The organism is Clostridium sp. DMHC 10, assembly GCF_001270375.1.
Lineage (GTDB): Bacteria > Bacillota > Clostridia > Clostridiales > Clostridiaceae > Clostridium_S > Clostridium_S guangxiense.
In genome coordinates this window covers 602,688-623,655 of record NZ_LGVB01000015.1, presented here as the reverse complement: position 1 = coordinate 623,655, position 20,968 = coordinate 602,688, and the positions used below count along the sequence as shown (strand labels likewise).

Genomic DNA, 20,968 nt, shown 5'->3' with positions numbered 1-20,968 from the left:
TAATTTACACTCCTTAAAATAATCCAACTATCGAACCATCCTCAAATATATCCATTTTTTCAGCGGCTGGTATTTTAGGAAGTCCTGGCATAGTCATTATATTTCCTGTTTGCACTACTATAAATCCCGCTCCGTTAGATACCCTTACTTCTTTTACAGTTATTTTAAATCCTTCTGGCCTTCCTAAAAGTGATGGATTATCTGATAATGAATACTGCGTCTTTGCAACACATATAGGTAGTTTATCCAAATTAAACTTTTCTATTTCTTTTACTTGTTTTTCTGCTTGAGTTGTATATTCAACACTATCAGCACCATATATTTCTTTTGCTATTATATTCATTTTTTCTTTTATACTAAGCTTTTCATCATACAAGCATTTGAAATTGCTCTTCTCTTTTTCAAGTACATCTATTACTTGTTTTGCAAGTTCAAGTCCACCTTCTCCGCCTTTTTCCCATACTTCGGCAAGCGCAACTTTAACTCCTAGCTTACTGCAGAATTCCTTTATGTATTTAACTTCTTCATCACTATCACTTATAAATTTATTTATAGCAACAACTACAGGCACACCATACTTTTTAATGTTTTCAATTTGCTTTTCAAGATTTGAAATACCCTTTTTAAGAGCCTCAACATTAGGCGTATTTAATTCATTCTTAGCAACGCCTCCGTGGTGCTTAAGGGCTCTCATTGTTGCAACTATAACAACACAATCTGGGTTTAGATTGCCGTATCTACACTTTATATCCAGGAACTTTTCTGCTCCTAAATCCGCACCAAAACCTGCTTCTGTTACAGCATAATCTCCAAGTTTTAATGCCATTTTAGTAGCTAATATACTATTACATCCATGAGCTATATTAGCAAAAGGTCCTCCATGTATTATTGCTGGAGTATTTTCAAGTGTTTGAACCAAATTAGGCTTTATAGCATCTTTCATTAAAAGAGCCATTGCTCCTTGAACCCTTAAATCCTTACAATATACAGGATTTCCATCAAGGTCATAGGCTACAAGTATATTCCCCATTCTTTCCTTTAGATCCATAAGATTATTTGCAAGACATAATATTGCCATGATTTCAGATGCTACTGTAATCATAAACCCATCTTCTCTTGGGAATCCATTAACCTTTCCGCCAAGGCCTACAACTATACTTCTAAGTGCTCTATCATTCATATCCATGACTCTTTTAAACACAATTCTCCTTTGATCTATTCTCAAAGGATTTCCTTGATGAATATGATTATCTATAGCAGCACATAGTAAATTATTTGCTGAAGTTATAGCATGCATATCTCCTGTAAAGTGAAGATTAATATCATCCATTGGCACCACTTGCGCGTATCCACCGCCAGCTGCTCCACCCTTAATTCCAAATACAGGTCCAAGCGATGGTTCTCTTAATGCAATTACAGTGTTTTTATTCATTTTACACAATGCTTCACCAAGTCCAACAGTTACAGTTGATTTTCCTTCTCCCGCCGGAGTTGGATTTATAGCTGTTACAAGTATTAACTTTCCATCTTTTTTGTCCTTGTTTTTTTGTAAAACATCAAGTGATATCTTACATTTATATTTACCGTATAAGTCAATATCATCTTCTGTGAGTCCAATATTTTTAGCAATTTTAACTACAGGTTCCATTTTAGCTTCTTGAGCTATTTCAATATCAGTTTTCATAAATAAACACCGCCGTTATCCTAACAATATATATTTAACAGCGGAACCTCCCTTCGTTTTATAGCTTTATCAAAAATCACTTTTTAATTATATCACAATAAGTGTAAAAAAATAATGTTTCATCACATTAAATAAAATTTATAAATCTAAAGGGGTACATTAAAAATCCTAACAAATTTTCAATAACTCACTGTGGTTCAAACAGATTGAAATTTCTAAGTCTTTTTAAAATGTACCCTCTAAAATTTATTAAATTGTTCTCTCAACACTATTTTTTCATCTACGAAAATTTTTCTTCATTCTAATACGAAAAATGAATTTTATTTTTTAAAGTCCTATATTGCATTAACTGTTTTGGAATATCTCCTCAAACTCATCAGCTTCAATTTTTTCTTTTTCAAGAAGTGCTTTTGCCACACCATCAAGCTTTGACATGTTTTCCTTAAGTAACTTCTCAGCGCTCATGTATGCATCATCAATAAATTTTTTGATTTCGCTGTCAATTTTAGCTGCAATTTCCTCACTAAAGTTTCTATTTGTTCCAAGATCTCTTCCAAGAAATACTTCATCTTGATCTTTACCAAAGCTAATAGTACCAAGTTCTTCACTCATACCATATTCCATAACCATTTTTCTTGCAATACTTGTTGCTCTTTCTATGTCGCTCTTAGCTCCAGTACTTATATCTCCAATTACAAGTTTTTCTGCAACTCTTCCTCCAAGAAGACCAACCATCTCATCAAGAAGTTTGCTCTTAGACATATAAGAACTATCTTTCTCTGGAAGATGCATTGTATAACCACCAGCCATACCTCTAGGAATTATACTTACTTGATGAACAGGATCTCCATTTGGAAGTAATCTTCCTAAAACTGCATGACCTGCTTCATGATAAGCTGTAAGTTTTCTATCTTCTTCATCTATTACTCTACTCTTCTTTTCTGGTCCCATTATGACTCTTTTAACTGCTTCTTCAAGTTCAGTCATTCCTATTGAAGTTTTTTTATCTCTAACAGCTAAAAGTGCTGCTTCATTCATTAAGTTTTCAAGATCAGCTCCTGTAAAGCCAGGTGTACTTTTGGCAAGTACGTCAAGTTTAATATCAGGATCAAGTTTCTTATTCTTTGAATGAACTTTTAATACTGCTTCTCTGCCTTTAACATCTGGTGCACCTACAAAAACCTGTCTGTCAAATCTACCAGGTCTTAAAAGCGCATGATCAAGTATATCTGGTCTGTTAGTAGCTGCAATCACAATTATTCCTTCATTTACTCCAAAACCATCCATTTCAACAAGAAGTTGGTTAAGTGTCTGTTCTCTTTCATCATGACCACCACCAAGTCCTGCACCTCTCTGTCTACCTACAGCATCAATTTCATCTATGAAAACTATGCATGGAGCATTTTTCTTTGCCTGTTCAAATAAATCTCTTACTCTTGAAGCACCAACACCAACAAACATTTCAACAAAATCAGAACCAGATATGCTGAAAAATGGTCTTCCTGCTTCTCCAGAAACAGCTTTGGCAAGTAAAGTTTTTCCAGTTCCTGGTGGTCCTACTAAAAGAACACCTTTAGGTATCCTTGCACCCATTTCCATATATTTTTTAGGCTGCTTTAAAAAGTCAACTACTTCTTCAAGTTCTGCCTTTTCCTCATCGGCGCCTGCAACGTCTTCAAAGGTTATTCGCTTTTTCGTATCATTTGGTGATGTCATTTTAGCTTTACTCTTTCCAAAACCCATGACACCTTTTCCTCCACCACCTTGGGCTTGCTGCATAAACATAACCCAAAGTACTACCATCATTAATATGAGTAGTATATTGGGTATCCAGCTAAACCAAGCTGGAACATTTGTTGGAGGTACATAAGACTCTTCAACTTCTCCATTATTAGGATGATCTGAAAGAAATTGATCTAATCTTTCAAGTGGTACAACTGTTTCAAAAGTTCTTCCATCCTTTAGTTTTCCATCAACTGTCATCTTATCATCTTTCATTTGGAAGCTCTTTATATTATTCTGAGTATATTCTTTTTGAAATTCATTAAAACTTATTATATTGCTGCTTTTTCCTTGTTGAGACAACGCAAATATAGCTGCAATAAACAATATAATTGCTACAATCCAGACCGTAGCACTAGAAATTTTTTTCACTCTAGGCCCCCCTCTCTATGTATAGTTAGTTATTTTAAGATTGTATCACAACACATTTTTGTTTACAATAAAATATATATTAATTATTTATAAATTTCTTCCTTTAAAATACCTATGTAAGGCAAGTTTCTATACTTTTCAGCATAATCAAGTCCATATCCAACTAAAAAATAATCTGGAACTTCAAATCCTATATATTTTACATCTATATCAGCCTTCCTCCTTTCTGGCTTATTTAAAAGTGTTGTTATTTCTACACTATTTGGATTTTTAGCTCTAAGATATTTTTGAAGATATTTAAGAGTAATTCCTGAATCTATTATATCTTCTACTATTAATACATCTTTTCCTTCAACACTAGCATCTAAATCTTTTAATATTTTCACTACTCCTGATGAAGTTGTGGAATTACCATAACTTGATACTGACATAAAATCCATTGTACATGGAATATCTATTTCTTTAGCAAGATTAGCCATATACATTACTGAACCTTTTAGCACTCCTATAAGTATAAGATCTTTTCCTTTATAGTCTCTACTTATATTGTTACCAATTTCTTTAATTTTCTTACCTATTTGCTCCTCATCAATCAATATTTTTTCAATGTCTTCCCTCATTAGTTATCCTCTCTTTCAACTTTTATTTTTAAAATTGCTTTTGTTTTATCATCTATTTTGAAATCTTCACTTATTTTATGCCCTACAATCCATCCTATTTCTCCGTTAAAGCATACAAGTGGAATTTTTATCCTATCTTCACGTGGTATTTTAAGATTAATAAATATATCCTTAAGCTTTTTATAGCTTTTCATGCCAAGGGGCTTAAATTTATCACCATCAATTCTATATCTTATGTTTATACTTTTTCCTACCTTATCCACATCGAAATACTTCACATAATCATCTTGATTTAGTTTTACGCTAACTTTACTCTTTAGCAGCGTAAATTCGAATTTAAAACCACCAAACGATATTACATCTAAATTTTCTATGCTTGCCTCATATATTTTCTTACTATCCATAATATCATTTTCTTTAATTTCAAAACAAATATCTCCATAATTATTGCGTGCAACAATATTATTAGGGAGATCAACCTTTTTACCTGTTCCTATTTTTTCAATATGAATTACATCTGATATATGTTTTTTTTCAATATTATATACATTTCCAGTCAGCTCACTTATGGCTCTTCTTAGTATCCTTGACAAAATAGCTTCATGCTCACAAAAAGCTTCTTTTTTTATTATAATATTTTTCTTACCACGATAACAATAATTATTGTATTTTTTATCTGCAATTTTTTGCATATAGTCATTATCGATGCTTACAATATCACCTAATCTATTCAAGGATGCCACTACATCTTCATTAAAATTACTCATTATGTAAGGTATTAAATCTAATCTAATTTTATTCCTCGTATATAACCTCTCAAGATTTGTCTTGTCTATTCTTGGAGAAATCTCATTGTCAAAGCAGTACTTTTCTATCTCAGCTCTGCTTATATTTATAAGTGGTCTTACAAAGACTTCATCTCTTATTGGTTTTATACCTACCATCCCATCCAATCCAGTACCTCTTATTATCCTCATAAGGATTGTCTCAGCCCTATCATTGGCATTATGTGCAATTGCTATCTTATTTCCACAAAACTTTTTTCTTACTTCTTCAAAGAAATCGTACCTTGCTTCTCTTCCAGCAAGTTCACTAGATAATTTTTTTTCTTTAGCAAGTTTATTTACATCAATTCTTTTTACATAAAAATCTATATGTAGTTTTTTACAAAACGCTCTTACGAACCCTTCATCTTCATCGGCTTCTGCGCCCCTTAGGCAATGATTAACATGAGCTGCGCAGATTTCTATGCCAAACCTATCTTTAATAGAATTTAAAAGATGAAGAAGGCAAATAGAATCAGGGCCTCCAGAAACAGCGGCTACGACCCTATCTCCCTTATTAAACATAGAGTTTCTTTCTATAGTTTCTATAACCTTATTTATCAAAAATAACACTCCCACTTAACCAGAGTAGAGAGTACAGAGTACAGTGATAGATGATTTTTCTGTTAACACAGAAAATCTTAAAACTTACTGCTAACATCATTTTGAGATAATGCACAATTGCATTCATTCAACATGCTTAACATCATCTTTTTATAATTTTAGGTTTCTCTGATGTAAGGAAGAGAAATCATCCTTCACTGTACTCTATACTCCGTACTCTTAATGTTTATAAATTACCTGTAAAACATCAAAAGTAGCTTTTAAAGTTTTCATGCACTTTCACGTATGCATATTGCTTTTTCATTATACCACAATTTTAAAAATTACTTTATACTTAATATAAATTATATACTTTATTTACTATTACAGTCATATCGTCTTCTGCCTTTCCATTGCAAAATTCTAAAGCTTTATTTATAATCACATCTGCAAGTTCTTTAGGTTTAGATCCGTCACATTTACTTAAAAAATCTACAATCCATTTAGCTTCGCCTGTATCTTCTTTCTTACAATCCATTACTCCATCACTTATCATAACTATTACATCCCCATTTTGTACATTTTTACTTGTAATTTGAATATCTGCTTTGTCTAGTACACCAATGGGTAATGTCTTTGAATTAATTACTTGAACCTTATTTTTACGCTTTATAAAGCTATTAACTCCACCAACCTTTAAAAAATCAGCATTACCAGAATAAAGGTCTACCTTGCATAGATCAACTGTTGAAAATTTTTCATCTTCATTAAATTTAAGGGTCATAATAGAATTAACAGCATTTATAGCCGTATTTTGATTAAGCCCTGCCATTGTAAACTTTTCTATTAAATCCACAACTGCTTTACTTTCACGCTGTGCCTGTGGTCCATATCCCATACCATCGCTTATTATCATCATATAGTTTCCATCTTTTGTCTTTCCAAAGCTATAACTATCTCCATTTTGTTTTTCACCATTCTTACAAACTCTACTAACATATGATGCTATATAATATTTAGGAGTTTCCTCAAATATTACAGTACATAAATTATTTTCAGGAGATATACTGCAGCCGTCATCTCCAACACACATAATTTTCTCTACTGATCTATTTATAATAGGCAGTACATCCTTAACACAAATTTGCCTTCCTCCGCATGCCGGCATAGTCATTTTTATCATTAATTTATCATTTTTAGAAGTTAGGCATATTAAGTCTTTAAACTCAACATTATTTTTGCTTAAAGCTTTTATTAGCTTTCTTTCCATATCACTATCAATTTTTAGTTCACTTTTAAATTCAGATAATATTTCTTTAATAGATCCTCCCATGTTATTTATCTGTGAGGACATAATTTCTCTTCCTTTGCTTAATTGCATTCTCCACATTTCACTGATAATATAATTATTAACTATATCTTCTGTATTTTTAATAAGTGCTGTTCTCTTTATACATTTCTTTTCTATCTCTTTAGGAATTTTGAATATATTATTTTGGTAGTTTTGGATAAGTTCTTCAAATCCTGCATAAGTATAATAAGTTTCCCTTTTCCAACATATACTTCTCATATTACAGCTTCCACATACCCTATCTGCAAGATTTTCAATGAGTCCACAGCTTTTAGTTTTAAGTGCAAGTTTATCATTATCTGCTAAATTATTTAGTATATTTGACATTGTAAACAAAACTTCAGAAAAACTATCAAGTCTATTCACAAAAATATTCTTTATTTTCTCAATATAATTATCATTTATAATTTCCTGCTTTTTATCCCAGCTAATTTCACTTCTAATTCTTTCATAAACCTTATCTGGTATTATTACAAATGCTGCACTGGTTAAAAAAACCTCTATAAAATTTAAATCTCCATGATCCTTACAATATAAAATTAATATACACAAAATAATAACATATGATGCTCCAGATACTAGCTTTCCTGATTCCTTAAAAATTCCTACTATTAATGCAGCTATACCAAATACACTTATATACACAAGCATATTATCTGTATTCATACCAACTATTGCACCCAAAGCTATACCAGATGCTGCTCCTACTGCACTTCCACTTACATATGCGAGAATTAGTATAAAAAGCATCGATAATGTGTTTCTTATTGATACACCAAAAAGTTCAGTTCCTTTAGTACCTGAAATGGCAATAGAAATCGTTATAGCCATGCTTATGATTTCTTCATTTGAAAAAAGATGTCTAGAATTAATATTATCGAAACATATAATACAGTAATTCAGAATATAATATAATGATACGGTACAAGCCACTTGTATTAAAGAAAATAAAATGGCAGACTCAATAGTTAAATTTAAAATTAAGAACTTAAAAATAGTAAATTCTATAAAAATAGTTGAAAACATAAAAATCAGTTTTTTAATCTTTGTTATTTTGCTTAATGTAAAGGATATAACCCCCATAATTAAAATAGATATTACATACATATGGAAATCCTTAAGTTCACTATGAATAGAAATATATCCAAGTGCAGATGAAATACACGATACCGTATCTATCTTTTTATCAAACTTAAAATTTAAAATTACAATTGTAAAAGCAATTCCAAACGGAGCCATAGAATCTACAATTACAACCCTACTTATAAAAAACGAACTCACTGCAAATAGTATAAGTTTTATCATGAATATTTTGTTTACATTATTAACTTTAGTATCTTTTTTATTTTCCTTAGCAACCCTCTCATAAGTTAATACATTGCTATCGTATTGCATTATAACATCCACCACCCATAACAAACAATTTAGGTTAATTATATCAAAGTGTTCTGGAAATGTTTGTCAATTGATGTTTATTCAAAAAGTTTTTTTTAAGACATTTATCCCTACAATACTTATTTACTTATTTTTACTATATATAAAATACTATAAGTTTACATTATGACTAAACATGATTTTTTATTTTTGTATTTTACGTCTTTTTTTACAGTGCTGCATGTGAAATTTTAGTATTTTAAAGTACATATACATAGATAGACAACTTGAAAGGTTAAAATGACTAATGCCAAATTAATCCTGTTAAACTGAAAGTTGACGCAATTCACAATGCACAATGCACAGTTCACAATGAAGGACGATTTTTCTCCGCTATGCTTCGAAAAATCCAAAAACTTAATATGCTCAAGGTGCTTAAAATATAGTGCTCAGCGAAACTGACACTATCAAGTTCTAAGATTTACCTGAGCGTAGCAAAAGGTAAATCTACCTTCATTGTGCATTGTGAACTGTGAATTGTGCATTGAGTTAAATTTTAATTTAACAGAATACATTTGGCACTTATAATTTCTATGTTTCAAGTTGTTCATATATATTGTGCTTCTAATTAAGGACATAAAAAAAGACTGTTTTATTCAAACAGTCTTTTGGTAGCGGAAATAGGACTTGAACCTACGACACTTCGGGTATGAACCGAATGCTCTAGCCAGCTGAGCTATTCCGCCATAATGGTTGCGGGGACAGGACTTGAACCTATGACCTTCGGGTTATGAGCCCGACGAGCTACCAACTGCTCCACCCCGCGATATGCTACTTGGTGCCGAAGACCGGAATCGAACCGGTACGATGTGATTAGCATCGCAGGATTTTAAGTCCTGTGCGTCTGCCAGTTCCGCCACTTCGGCATATAAAAACTAATGGTTGCGGGGACAGGACTTGAACCTATGACCTTCGGGTTATGAGCCCGACGAGCTACCAACTGCTCCACCCCGCGATATATTATTTGGTGCCGAAGACCGGAATCGAACCGGTACGATGTGATTAGCATCGCAGGATTTTAAGTCCTGTGCGTCTGCCAGTTCCGCCACTTCGGCATGTCACTCATCAGCGACAATATTTATTATATATGATACATAGACTATTGTCAACAACATTTTTAAACTTTTTTATTTATTTATTAAGAAACCCAAAAATTGTAAGTTTCAAGTTGTTCATCTATAGGAGCATGTGAAAAATATAGGTATTCTTTTTTACGAGCCGCTCATAAGGCTTTATGTGCTGTATAGTAAAACCTATAGAATACCTTTTTTCACATCCTCCTATATACATATATTAATTTAAGGCAAAATTTAAGAGGGTATTAAACCCTCTTAAATAGATATGCTTCCCTTTAAAAGCCATCTTAATTACTTGAATTTTTTCTATAACCTCTAGCTCTAGAATCTTGATGTTTCTTTAAATCCTGAAATTTTTCTTCACTGTCCTTTAAAAATTTTGATAATTTATCCTCAAAATTAACAGTTGGCTGTGGCTTACTTTTCTTTACCCAATCTATCTCAATTGGTCTTGCTGATTTCTTAGGTGCAGAAGCTTGTTTTATCGATAAACTTATTTTTCCATTGTCATCTACGGAAAGAACTTTAACTTTTACTTTATCCTTTTCCTTTAAATATTCTCTTATATCCTTAACAAATGAATCTGCCACCTCGGATATATGAACAAGTCCAGTTTTTCCATCTACTTCAACAAAAGCTCCAAAATTGGTGATATTAACAACAGTACCTTCTAAAATACTTCCTGCCTTTAAGGTCATATTAAAAAGACTCCTCCTTGATTTTATATTGTGTATGTTAATTATAATTTATTAAGCTATTTATTTTTTTCACTTGAATCCATTACAGGAGTTTCACCTTCTTTTATAAGACCCAATCTTTCCCTTGCGAGCTTTTCAGTATATTTATCAGTCTTAGTAAGTTTAATTTGATCCTGTAATTTTCTATTCTCACTGCTAAGCTTATCTACGGTTTCCTGTTTAGTCTTTATGTCATTTTTTATTCTTAACATAGTGAGTTCTTGATTAACAAATATATATCCTATATTTATAATAAAAACCATAAGTATTATAATTTTTAGTTTTGACTTTTTACTCATAAATAAAACTCTCCTCTAGAGTTAAAACTTAATACCCATATATACATTTTAAAAGCTTTTTTAGATTTATTCAAGCTATTTATTAACTAATTTTTATTTTTTATTTAAGAATATTGATTCAAAAATGAAAAATTATAAAATTTACAATAATTCTAGTAAGTTTCATTAACTTTCTTATTATAGTATCAACAGCCTTTACATACCCACGGCTTATTACCTTAACATAAAAAATTATTCCTAATATCATAAATACATATACATAAATATTTATGTAAGCTTCATTTGTATACAATAAGAATGCAAATACAATAAATCCGCATAAAATAAGAAATATTATGTCTTGTATAAAAACCAAAATTCTATTTACTTTTTTTATATTTCTTATAACTCTATATAAATCAAAAAGTCCTGCGACTACAATTCCTGCTATGAAATTGCATAATAAAAAAACAAACTGATCATATATAGTCAAAATCATAATTTATTACCTATCTAAATAATCTTGACAAAATACTATCTTTATTATGCTTATCCTCATTGCTGTTATATACGCAGGAATTGACTACTCCAATTATAACTATATCTCCATTTTGTACATCCAATTTATTCATTTTAAGTTCTCTTCCTCTAATAACAAGTGAACCTACATTAGTATTAAGTATAATTTGCTCATCATTAAAGCTGACAACTTCACTCACACCTGTCAATAAAAGCTTTTTTCTATTTTCTATAGTCATAAGACTTTTCTTACTATTATCAGTATTTGATTCTTTTTTTGATTCCATACCAGATTACCTCCTATTCTACTTTTTAATATATATGTAGAATATTCGCAAGTTATAACCTAAATTTCTTCACCTGATATTACCTCATACATTTGTTTTGCTTCTTCTTTAAGTACATGGCTTGAAATATTTAAAATTTTAGCTTTTAATACCTTTGAAGCATATCTAATTTCTATTACATCTTCTTCTTTCACCTCTGTACTTGGTTTTGCAACCTTTCCATTTATAGATACTCTTCCACTTTCACAAGCTTCTTTAGCAACAGTTCTTCTTTTTATTATTCTTGAAATTTTCAAGTATTTATCTAGTCTCATTTTTTCCTCCCAATCGTTATTATATGATTTAAACAAATATTCAGTGAAACCATATTTAATTCAGTTTACAATACACAATGCGCAATAAAAAATAATTTTCTTTCATTTCACCATAGAAAATTTAAAATCTTATTAATGCTTATTCCAAACTTTTAAAATCACCTATATTTATTTCGTTCAGCAAAGCTGAGCATCATTAAGTTTTAAGATTTATCTGACTGTAAGAAGGATAATGGCTCCGCCCAAACCTCGTGTATTTTTATGAGTGCCTATTTCTTGTTCTAGAAGGATAATGGCTCCGCCCAAACCTCGTGTAGGATTATACTTAAAAATCCCGGATTAACCGGGATTTTTAATTTGTGCCTAAATTTATTATTTATTTACTCTCTCTTTAAATTCTTTTCCTGCTTTAAATACTGGTACAGTAGACGCTGGTATTGTTATTTCTTCTTTTGATCTTGGGTTTCTACCCTTTCTTTCAGCTCTTTCTCTAGTTTCAAAAGTTCCGAAACCAACTAATTGAACCTTTTCATTTTTCTCTAAAGATTCTTCAATACTTTCTATAAATGCTTTTAATGCTGTCTCTGCATCTTTCTTAGTTAAATTTCCTTTTTCTGCTATACTAGCTATTAATTCTGCTTTATTCACTTTTGTTACCTCCTTAAATTTTAAGAGTATGCTTAACTATACATTAGCATATTCTGCATTAATTATAAAAATCCTTCTTTCGAAAGATATTTTTATTAAATTTTGTCTTTTTCAATTGATTTGCTCTTATTCCAAAGATCATCCATTTGCTTTAATGTCATGTCCTCTAATCTCAAGTTATTATTACAAGCTTCGTTTTCTATGTACTCAAAGCGTTTTATAAATTTATCTATAGTATAATTTAATGCAAACTCACTATCAATGTCAAGAAATCTAGCAACATTTACTACAGAAAATATTAAATCTCCAACTTCTTCTAATATTCTATCCTTTTTGCTAGCATTATATTCATTTTTTACCTCATAAAACTCCTCTAAAACCTTGTTAAATACACCTTCAATGCTGTCCAAATCAAATCCAACTTTTGCAGCTTTCTTTTGAACCTTATCTGCCTCATAAGTGCTGGCAAAATTTTAGGTACATGTTTTAATTCATCAGTATGAGATTTTAATCCTTGCTCATTTTTCTTTATTTCATCCCACTTTTTAATTACGTCTGAAGATGTTTCACAGTTTGAATCTCCAAATACATGGGGATGCCTATATATCATTTTACTGCATATACCAGATATTATATCATTGATATTATACATTCCTTCTTCTTTTCCAAGTTGAGCATGAAAAACTATCTGAAAAAGTACATCTCCAAGTTCTTCAATAACCATATTATCGTCATTTTTTCAATAGCTTCAACAACTTCATAACTTTCCTCAATCATAGATTTCTTTATAGATTCATGCGTTTGTTCTCTATCCCATGGACAACCATCACTGCTTCTAAGCTTCTCCATAATATCAAGTAAGTCATAGAAATCTTTATTGTTTTCTACATCACGTGGTATATATATCGATGTCAAATAATCTATATCTCCCTGCCTATCAAGCTCATACAAAGGCATTGTGCGTATACTCTCTGTATCTTTTACTCCTGCGGCTCTTATAAAATATATTTCTGTATCATCTTTATAATACTCAAGCAGCGCTAATTTTACATCTGATGCAATAAACTTATTATACACTTGAGTTACTATTAGTCCTATTCTTTTATCTAAAATTTGATTTTTTATATCAAACGCGTCTATTATTTTAAGACCTCTAACTGGATCTATTTGAAGTCTTTCCATGACAACATCTATAAAACTTACTGCAGGAAGTACTTCTGCTTCTATGTTTTGTTTTTTACATAATTTTAATAATATCTCGACAGACTTTTCTGCAACAAGAGGATGCCCTGGGACCGCATAAACCACTTCTCCAGCTTCGGAATATCTTTTTATTATATCTTCAGCTATAGAACTATACACATCATCAAAGCTTTCACTTTTCTCATACTTTTCATCATAAGTTTGAAATGCTATGCCCATTTCTTTTAGATACTTTACTGTAGGATGTTTTTCTGTTCTTAGAATAACATTACTACTGCTTTTTAGCAGTTCTAAGGTACCAAAAGTAATTGCATCCTTCGATCCAGGTCCAAGTCCAACAATTTTAATCACTAAAACTTCTACCTCTTTTCCTTTATTTATCCTTTAACAAATCTTCGTTTAATATCGCTATAATTAAATACTCCAAAAACAATAATTAATATAAAATAAATTATAACACCTGAAAGCACAGATATGCCACAACTTATTATATTATTCATTGTTTTATTATAAACATACGTATAAATAAATACAACACTTATTATCATAATAATTGAGGCATAAGCAGGTTTTATTAAAATATCATAGTATTTAGGCTTAATTTTTAACTTTATACTGAACGCTGCTACATTTAATATAGTAGCAACAAAATATCCAATTATAGTCCCTATTACAGCTCCATAAACATTTATATTGGGTGATGGCACTAAATGTATAGTTATAAATACCTTAACCACACAGCCTATAAATAAATTTATTACAGGCAATAAATACTTTCCTACACCCTGCAATATCGCTGTAGTTGTTTGAAATAAAATTATAAATGGTATGCTAATACTTAAATATTTTAAAATATCGCTTCCTGCTGAGTGTCCTGGAAATATTAATCTCATTATTGGATTTGACATAAAAAATAGCCCTAAAAAGATGGTATTGCTATTACCATTGACATTCTTAATGCTGTGTCAACTTTACTTATTAGTTGAAATTTTCTTTTTAAAATAAACGCTTCTGAAATCATTGGCACAATAGAGATACAAAGCGCCATTGATAATGTAAGAGGAACATTAACAAGCACAAATGCTTTTCCTGTAAGTTGTCCATATAGCTCAGTAGCCTGCCTATAATCAAATCCTGCTTTAAGCAAATTTTGAGGTACAAGAATAGAATCTAAAAGACTCATTATACTTCCTACTGCGGAACCAAGTGACACTGGAATAGCTATACATATTATTTTAGTTAAAATAGAACTATCATTTTTAATTTTTATTTTTCCCAATTGTTTTTCAGCTTTAATGTACTTGTAAAATAAATATATTCCAGCCATTATAGCTCCAAAAGTTGCCCCAAAAGCTGCTCCACCTGCCGAATACTCTACTCCTTTATTTAAAAATAGATATGCTAGTCCAACTCCTACAATTACCCTTCCAATTTGCTCTAGTATTTGAGATATAGCCGTAGGTGTCATATTCTGAAGTCCTTGAAAGAAGCCTCTAAATGGGCTTACTATAGATATAAATAGCGGTGCAAAAGCTATCCCCATCAGTGAATATAATGCATGGCTGTCCCAATTGAGAAATCTTACAAGTTCTTTAGAAAATGCTAAAAGGAATAGTGTAAATCCTCCTCCAAGCATAACCATAAGAATAATGGCTTTTCTAAGTATTAATATTATTCCCTCTGTATCTCCAACTGCATTTCTCTCTGAAACCATTTTAGACACAGCTACAGGTATTCCAGATGCTGCAGCAATAAAAAATGTATACAACGGATATGACATTTGGTAATATCCTATTCCATCATCACCTATAAGCATAACAAGGGGAAACCTAAAAAATAATCCCAAGAATTTCGCAATTATGCCTGCTATACCTAATATAAAAGTGCCTTTTATTAAAGATTGTTTTTTCATATTAAAATACCTCCAAAATTTCTATAAGTATTAATATTTAAATTTTAGAGGTATTATTACTATATTATATTATTGTTCCATTTGTTTTCCTAAAAATAGTGCTGCTGTTTCCGCCATTTTCTCTTCCATCTCTCCAAATTTTGCATCTTCATCCTTTGAAAAATAACTACTGCACCCACAGCATCACCCTCTGCTATTATTGGAGCAGCAACTTGTGCCGTATATTTTCCTTCTGCCTCATCTTCATCATATAATGGCATTGGCTTTCCTTCCTCAGCCATATTAAATGACTTTCTTTCATCCATTAAGCTTTCAATTTCGTCGCTTACTCTCTTATCAACATATTCCTTTTTAGCTGATCCACTAACTGATATTATTGCATCTTTATCGCAAATTGCTACCATTTGCCCTATTGAAGAATTTAATGATTCTGCATACTCCTTTGCAAAATCGTTAAGCTCATTTATAGGTGAATATTTTTTTAAAATAACTCCCCCTTCTCTATCTGTAAATATTTCTAAAGGATCTCCTTCTCTTATCCTAAGAGTTCTTCTTATTTCCTTTGGTATTACAACTCTTCCAAGATCGTCTATACGTCTAACAATACCTGTTGCTTTCATCACTTGTTTCCCTCCTAAATTTTTTTTACATTTATAGTATCCAACTTATTTTGAAATTTTATGCATATATGCATAGTTTTCTTTATAAAAAAATCCATAGAAGTTACCTTCTATGGATTTTTTATTTATAGATTTTTTCGTATTTAGTTATCTTAGCCGCTTTTTTCCATTTAGTAATAGTATCTTGTAACTTAGTTTGTTGTTTTTGTTTTAAAAGAGTGCTCTTTATATCTGCTTTAACTTTATCAAATGCCTTTACAGGATACTCTGTTTTCTTTACACACTTTATTACATGCCATCCAAATTGAGTTTTAACTGGCTGACTAACTTCTCCAGCTTTTAATTTCCATGCTGCTGCCATAAAAGTTGCATCGTAATTTGTATCACCTTGTTGTATATCTCCTAAACTTCCACCCTTATCCTTTGAGCCAGTATCAGTGGATACCTCTTTAGCTATTTTAGCAAAATCTTCTCCATTTTTTATTCTTGTTTCAACCTTTTTAGCTTCATCTTCAGTTTTAAGTAAAATATGTGATACATTAATTGTGTTTGTTTTTTCTGTATAGCTGCTTTGATTCTTTTCATAATATGATTTTGCAGCTGAATCACTTATGCTTATTCCCTTATATATGTAATTTAGGACTTTTTTGTTCTATTATACCGTTTTTCATTTGTTCTTTAAGCTCATCTTCTGTATAACCAGCCTGCTTTAATGCTGATTTCCACTCAGTATCTGTTTTATATTGTTTCTTAGCTGAATTATATTGAGACGTTACTTGTTTATTTAATTCCGAATCACTTGGCATTAACTTAAGCTCTTTTGCTTTCTGTAAAAATAACACTTCAGTTATTTTACTATCAAGCAATTGCCCTTTTTGCTGGTTTAATGCATTCATTGCTTCTTCATTACTTGTGTAATTAGTTCCATACTGCTGCTCAATACTTGCAATTACTCCAGATTGCTTTACAAGCTTGTCAATTTCTCCTTTTGTTACCTTTTCATCGTTTACTTTCGCTACCACTTGTTTTGAAATTCCTTCAGGTGTCTTTTCTATCATATCGCATCCGGCAGCTGAAAATACAAACATTCCTAGCATTAATGCACTTATGATCTTTTTAGCACTTTTCATAAATTTACCTCGCTTTTCTAATTATTTATTTAATTAAGTTTCATATTAATAACTTTATTATGCACAAATTTTTATTTTATCATAAAATTACTTTGTTTCAACTATGGACTTCATATATTGTAAAAGTTCTTTTAATTTTTTTATCATCTCATCTCTTTTTATATTCTTCAAACTATACAATATTATCGGCTTTTCACCCATTTTAAACACAATTTCCTTGCTATAATTCTGAAGTAACCCTTTTATTAAACTTTCGTTAATTTTTTCATTATTTTCAAATTGAAGTTCTATTTGCGTATTCTTATCCTTCACTTCAAGTATTCCAAGGCTGCTTGCGATGCTTCTTAAATATGCTATATCTATAAGATTATTAACCGCCTCTGGTATATCTGAAAATCTATCTTGTAATTCTTCTTGAACCTCCATCATTTCATCGTATGAATCTATAGCTGCTATCTTCTTATAAATAGAGATTTTCTGAGTTTCATCTTGTATATATGAAGAAGGAATATATGCATCCACTTTAAGATCAACGGTTGATTCTACAGGTTCTTCATCTATTTCTCCCTTTATTTGCTTTATAGTATTTTCAAGCATTCTACAATACAAATCATATCCTACTGATGCCATATGACCATGCTGGGCAGAACCCATTATATTTCCTGCTCCTCTTATTTCGAGATCCTTCATAGCTATTTTAAATCCTGAACCAAGCTCTGTGAACTCTTTTATAGCTTTAAGCCTTTTTTCTGCAACTTCTGTTAAGATTTTATTTTTTCTATAAGTGAAGTAAGCATATGCCATTCTATTTGTTCTTCCAACTCTTCCTCTAAGTTGATAAAGCTGTGAAAGCCCCATTTTATCTGCATCATATATTATCATAGTATTTACATTTTGAATATCAATACCTGTCTCTATTATTGTTGTACATAGCAGTAAATCATATTCATTATTTCCAAATTCAATCATAACTTTTTCAAGTTCTCTTTCTGTCATCTGCCCATGCGCTATAGCAACTCTTGCTTCTGGTATCAATTTTGAAATATTAGAACTCATTTCCTTTATATTTTCAACCCTATTATAAACAAAAAATACCTGTCCTTTTCTGCTTATTTCTCTCATTACAGCATCTCTTATAAGCTGATCATTGTATTCAACTACATATGTCTGAACAGGGTATCTCTCCTCTGGTGCAGTTTCAATAACGCTTATATCTCTAACTCCAGTAAGCGACATATGAAGAGTTCTTGGAATAGGTGTCGCAGATAGAGTAAGTACATCTATATTCTTTTTAAACTGTTTTAATTTTTCCTTATGAGTCACTCCAAATCTTTGCTCCTCATCTATTATTAAAAGTCCTAAATCTTTAAATTTTATTTCCTTATTAAGTATCCTATGAGTTCCAATTATTATATCTACATTTCCTTCTTTAAGCGCCTTTAATGTAACTTTTTGCTGCGCAGCTGTTCTAAATCTGCTTATCATATCAACCTTAACTGGAAAATCTGAAAACCTTTTTACAAAGTTATTATAATGTTGTTCAGCTAAAATTGTGGTTGGAACTAAAAACGCTACCTGCTTACCGTCCATTACACATTTAAATGCAGCTCTTATTGCCACTTCTGTTTTTCCATAACCAACATCGCCGCAAATTAATCTGTCCATTACCTTTCCAATTTCCATGTCTTTTTTTATTTCTTCTATAGCAAACATTTGATCAGGGGTTTCATTGTAAGGAAATTCTTCTTCAAATTGCTTTTGCCAAACAGTATCCTTGGAAAATTTAAATCCATTTACCGTAGACCTTACTGCATATAATTTCACAAGTTCTTCAGCAATTTCATTTATTGATTTTCTTACTTTATTTTTAGCTTTATTCCACTCATTTCCACCAAGTTTATTTACTTTAGGAGCCTTTCCTTCACTTCCAACATATTTTTGAACTAAATCAAGCTGTTCTACTGGAACATAAAGTTTATCATCTAAAGCATAGCTAAGTGTAAGATAGTCTTTTTTATGTCCTTGAACATCAAGCTGCTCTATTCCCTTAAATACACCTATTCCATGATTAACATGTACAACATAATCTCCTGGTTTAAGTTCAGTAAAACTCTTTATCTTGCTTACACCTTTTTGATTTTTTCTTGTTTTATTTTTTTTCTTCTTTTTTAGACTCTCCAAATACCTCTTTATCTGCTATTAAACAAAGCTTAAGTTCAGGATATTCAAATCCCTTAAGCTGGCTGCCATACGTAACTACAACTTCACCACAATTTATCTCAGAAACATCATCCCGATATACACTTTCAATTTTTAAATCCCTTAAAGTATCAACCAACCTTTGCCCTCTAGCTTTAGTACCACTAAGTATTAATATTCTATAATTATTTTTCTTTTTTTCTTTTATATCATTTATTAAAAGTTCCATTTGCCCACGATAACTCAAAAGAGTAACTTCCTTGAAATAAAAGCTTTTGCTTGTTAAATTTTTATCAGTTGAATTTTCAAGAGAAAACATTTTCACAACTTTTTTCTTCATTTAACATAATCCATAGGTGATCTTTAGAAATAACCATATTACCTTGCCCTGGAAGTATATCACCTCTTTGTAAAAATCCATTATAATTCTCTTCAAATTCATAATAAGCACTTTCAATTTTGCCTCTACATCTTTCAAAATCATCTATAAAGATAACCGCATCTTTCATAAAATCAAAAAATGACGATGTGCTCTTAAAAAAGTAAGGCATAAAACTATCTATAGTTTCAAATCCACCTTTTTCTTTAAGACTTTCTAGATTATATTCAATAGTCTTTTTTAGCCTTTCTGCATTTTCTTTTTCATCTTTATTTAAAAATGCCTTTAATGAAGTTTGTAGTTCTTTTTCTATTTTTTCATATCCATATTTTATATTTTCATCTGGAAGCACTATTTCTTTTGCCGGAAAAATTTCTATTTTATTAACCTTTTCTATGCTTCTCTGAGATTCGGTATTAAAGCTTCTAATTGAATCGATCTCATCTCCAAAAAGTTCAATTCTGTATGGTACTACAGACGTTGGTGGGTATACATCAAGTATTCCTCCTCTTACAGAAAATTGACCTTTGGCATCTACGCATTCAACCCTATCATATCCCGATTGAACAAGTTTTGTTATAAAATCATCTAGATTTAAGTTTGCTCCAAGTGAAAGTTTAAAAGTATATTTTCTATATAAGTCTACTGGTATATATGTAGAAATTAAAGCTTCAGCACAGGTTACTATTATCTTCTTCCCTTTAGAAAGCATGTGCTTTATAACGTTTAACCTTTCCCACCTCAAATCACCAGATATTGCATATATATTGTAGAAAACTATCTCTTTAGTAGGAAAATAATAAACATTTGACATATACAAAGACAAATCTTCATATATTTTTTTAGCCTCAATATCACTATCTGTAATCACCAAAAATGGGCTATCTGTTTCTTCATACAGCCCGCTTATAAGATAGCTTTTTCCTGATTCGGAGATTCCACATAGCTCTATAGGGAACTCACGATTTTTTATATTAAGAACAGCATCTTGAAATCTCTTATCACTTTTCAAAGGCTGCATAAGCCCTTTAAGTCTCATCTTAACACCTCTAAATT

11 protein-coding genes, 5 tRNA genes and 5 pseudogenes are annotated in these 20,968 nt (G+C 30.9%); all 21 read right to left on the bottom strand.

Going from position 1 to position 20,968, the window contains the following annotated elements:
* Window positions 1-13 precede the first annotated feature (13 nt).
* The 21 genes and pseudogenes from AGR56_RS04875 to mfd all read right to left on the bottom strand — a co-directional run bounded on the left by AGR56_RS04875 (window position 14) and on the right by mfd (window position 20,951).
* Window positions 14-1,684 (bottom strand): formate--tetrahydrofolate ligase, encoded by a 1,671-nt coding sequence (locus tag AGR56_RS04875; RefSeq protein ID WP_053241345.1) that lies wholly within the window; start codon window positions 1,682-1,684, stop codon window positions 14-16.
* A 345-nt stretch (window positions 1,685-2,029) separates the two neighbouring features.
* On the bottom strand, window positions 2,030-3,838 hold the full coding sequence (ftsH, locus tag AGR56_RS04870; protein ID WP_053241344.1) for an ATP-dependent zinc metalloprotease FtsH: 1,809 nt from the start codon (window positions 3,836-3,838) through the stop codon (window positions 2,030-2,032).
* Between the two features lie 83 nt (window positions 3,839-3,921).
* Window positions 3,922-4,458, bottom strand: a complete 537-nt coding sequence (hpt, locus tag AGR56_RS04865; RefSeq protein ID WP_053241343.1) for a hypoxanthine phosphoribosyltransferase — start codon at window positions 4,456-4,458, stop codon at window positions 3,922-3,924.
* A complete protein-coding gene (gene tilS, locus AGR56_RS04860; RefSeq protein ID WP_053241342.1) occupies window positions 4,458-5,846 on the bottom strand; it encodes a tRNA lysidine(34) synthetase TilS in 1,389 nt (462 codons plus the stop codon). The genes hpt and tilS overlap by 1 nt, the downstream gene beginning before the upstream one ends.
* A gap of 334 nt (window positions 5,847-6,180) precedes the next feature.
* Window positions 6,181-8,571: a stage II sporulation protein E gene (gene spoIIE, locus AGR56_RS04855; protein WP_053241341.1), complete on the bottom strand. Its 2,391-nt coding sequence runs from the start codon at window positions 8,569-8,571 to the stop codon at window positions 6,181-6,183.
* Between the two features lie 648 nt (window positions 8,572-9,219).
* A tRNA-Met gene (locus AGR56_RS04850) sits at window positions 9,220-9,296 on the bottom strand.
* Between the two features lie 4 nt (window positions 9,297-9,300).
* Window positions 9,301-9,376: transfer RNA gene (locus tag AGR56_RS04845), tRNA-Met, on the bottom strand.
* A 10-nt stretch (window positions 9,377-9,386) separates the two neighbouring features.
* A tRNA-Leu gene (locus tag AGR56_RS04840) sits at window positions 9,387-9,476 on the bottom strand.
* Window positions 9,477-9,489: 13 nt separating this feature from the next.
* Window positions 9,490-9,565: transfer RNA gene (locus AGR56_RS04835), tRNA-Met, on the bottom strand.
* A 10-nt stretch (window positions 9,566-9,575) separates the two neighbouring features.
* Window positions 9,576-9,665: transfer RNA gene (locus AGR56_RS04830), tRNA-Leu, on the bottom strand.
* Window positions 9,666-9,973: 308 nt separating this feature from the next.
* Window positions 9,974-10,384 carry a S1 domain-containing RNA-binding protein gene (locus AGR56_RS04825; protein WP_053241340.1) on the bottom strand — a complete coding sequence of 137 codons (411 nt, stop codon included), beginning with the start codon at window positions 10,382-10,384 and terminating at the stop codon, window positions 9,974-9,976.
* A 56-nt stretch (window positions 10,385-10,440) separates the two neighbouring features.
* On the bottom strand, window positions 10,441-10,722 hold the full coding sequence (locus AGR56_RS04820; protein WP_053241339.1) for a septum formation initiator family protein: 282 nt from the start codon (window positions 10,720-10,722) through the stop codon (window positions 10,441-10,443).
* A 118-nt stretch (window positions 10,723-10,840) separates the two neighbouring features.
* The gene (yabQ, locus tag AGR56_RS04815) at window positions 10,841-11,200 is read right to left on the bottom strand and encodes a spore cortex biosynthesis protein YabQ (protein WP_242851316.1); all 360 of its coding nucleotides are present in this window, start codon (window positions 11,198-11,200) and stop codon (window positions 10,841-10,843) included.
* 10 nt (window positions 11,201-11,210) lie between these two features.
* The gene (gene yabP / locus AGR56_RS04810) at window positions 11,211-11,507 is read right to left on the bottom strand and encodes a sporulation protein YabP (RefSeq protein WP_053241338.1); all 297 of its coding nucleotides are present in this window, start codon (window positions 11,505-11,507) and stop codon (window positions 11,211-11,213) included.
* A gap of 59 nt (window positions 11,508-11,566) precedes the next feature.
* Window positions 11,567-11,821 carry an RNA-binding S4 domain-containing protein gene (locus tag AGR56_RS04805; RefSeq protein WP_053241337.1) on the bottom strand — a complete coding sequence of 85 codons (255 nt, stop codon included), beginning with the start codon at window positions 11,819-11,821 and terminating at the stop codon, window positions 11,567-11,569.
* 372 nt (window positions 11,822-12,193) lie between these two features.
* Complete coding sequence (locus tag AGR56_RS04800; RefSeq protein ID WP_053241336.1) at window positions 12,194-12,469, bottom strand: HU family DNA-binding protein; 276 nt, start codon at window positions 12,467-12,469, stop codon at window positions 12,194-12,196.
* A 95-nt stretch (window positions 12,470-12,564) separates the two neighbouring features.
* Window positions 12,565-14,023 (bottom strand): annotated as a pseudogene (mazG, locus tag AGR56_RS04795) (nucleoside triphosphate pyrophosphohydrolase).
* A 26-nt stretch (window positions 14,024-14,049) separates the two neighbouring features.
* A pseudogene (locus AGR56_RS04790) lies at window positions 14,050-15,584 on the bottom strand (polysaccharide biosynthesis protein).
* Between the two features lie 69 nt (window positions 15,585-15,653).
* Window positions 15,654-16,204, bottom strand: a pseudogene (gene spoVT, locus AGR56_RS04785) (stage V sporulation protein T).
* A 121-nt stretch (window positions 16,205-16,325) separates the two neighbouring features.
* Window positions 16,326-17,334, bottom strand: a pseudogene (locus AGR56_RS04780) (peptidylprolyl isomerase).
* An 87-nt stretch (window positions 17,335-17,421) separates the two neighbouring features.
* A pseudogene (gene mfd, locus AGR56_RS04775) lies at window positions 17,422-20,951 on the bottom strand (transcription-repair coupling factor).
* Between the last annotated feature and the right edge of the window lie 17 nt (window positions 20,952-20,968).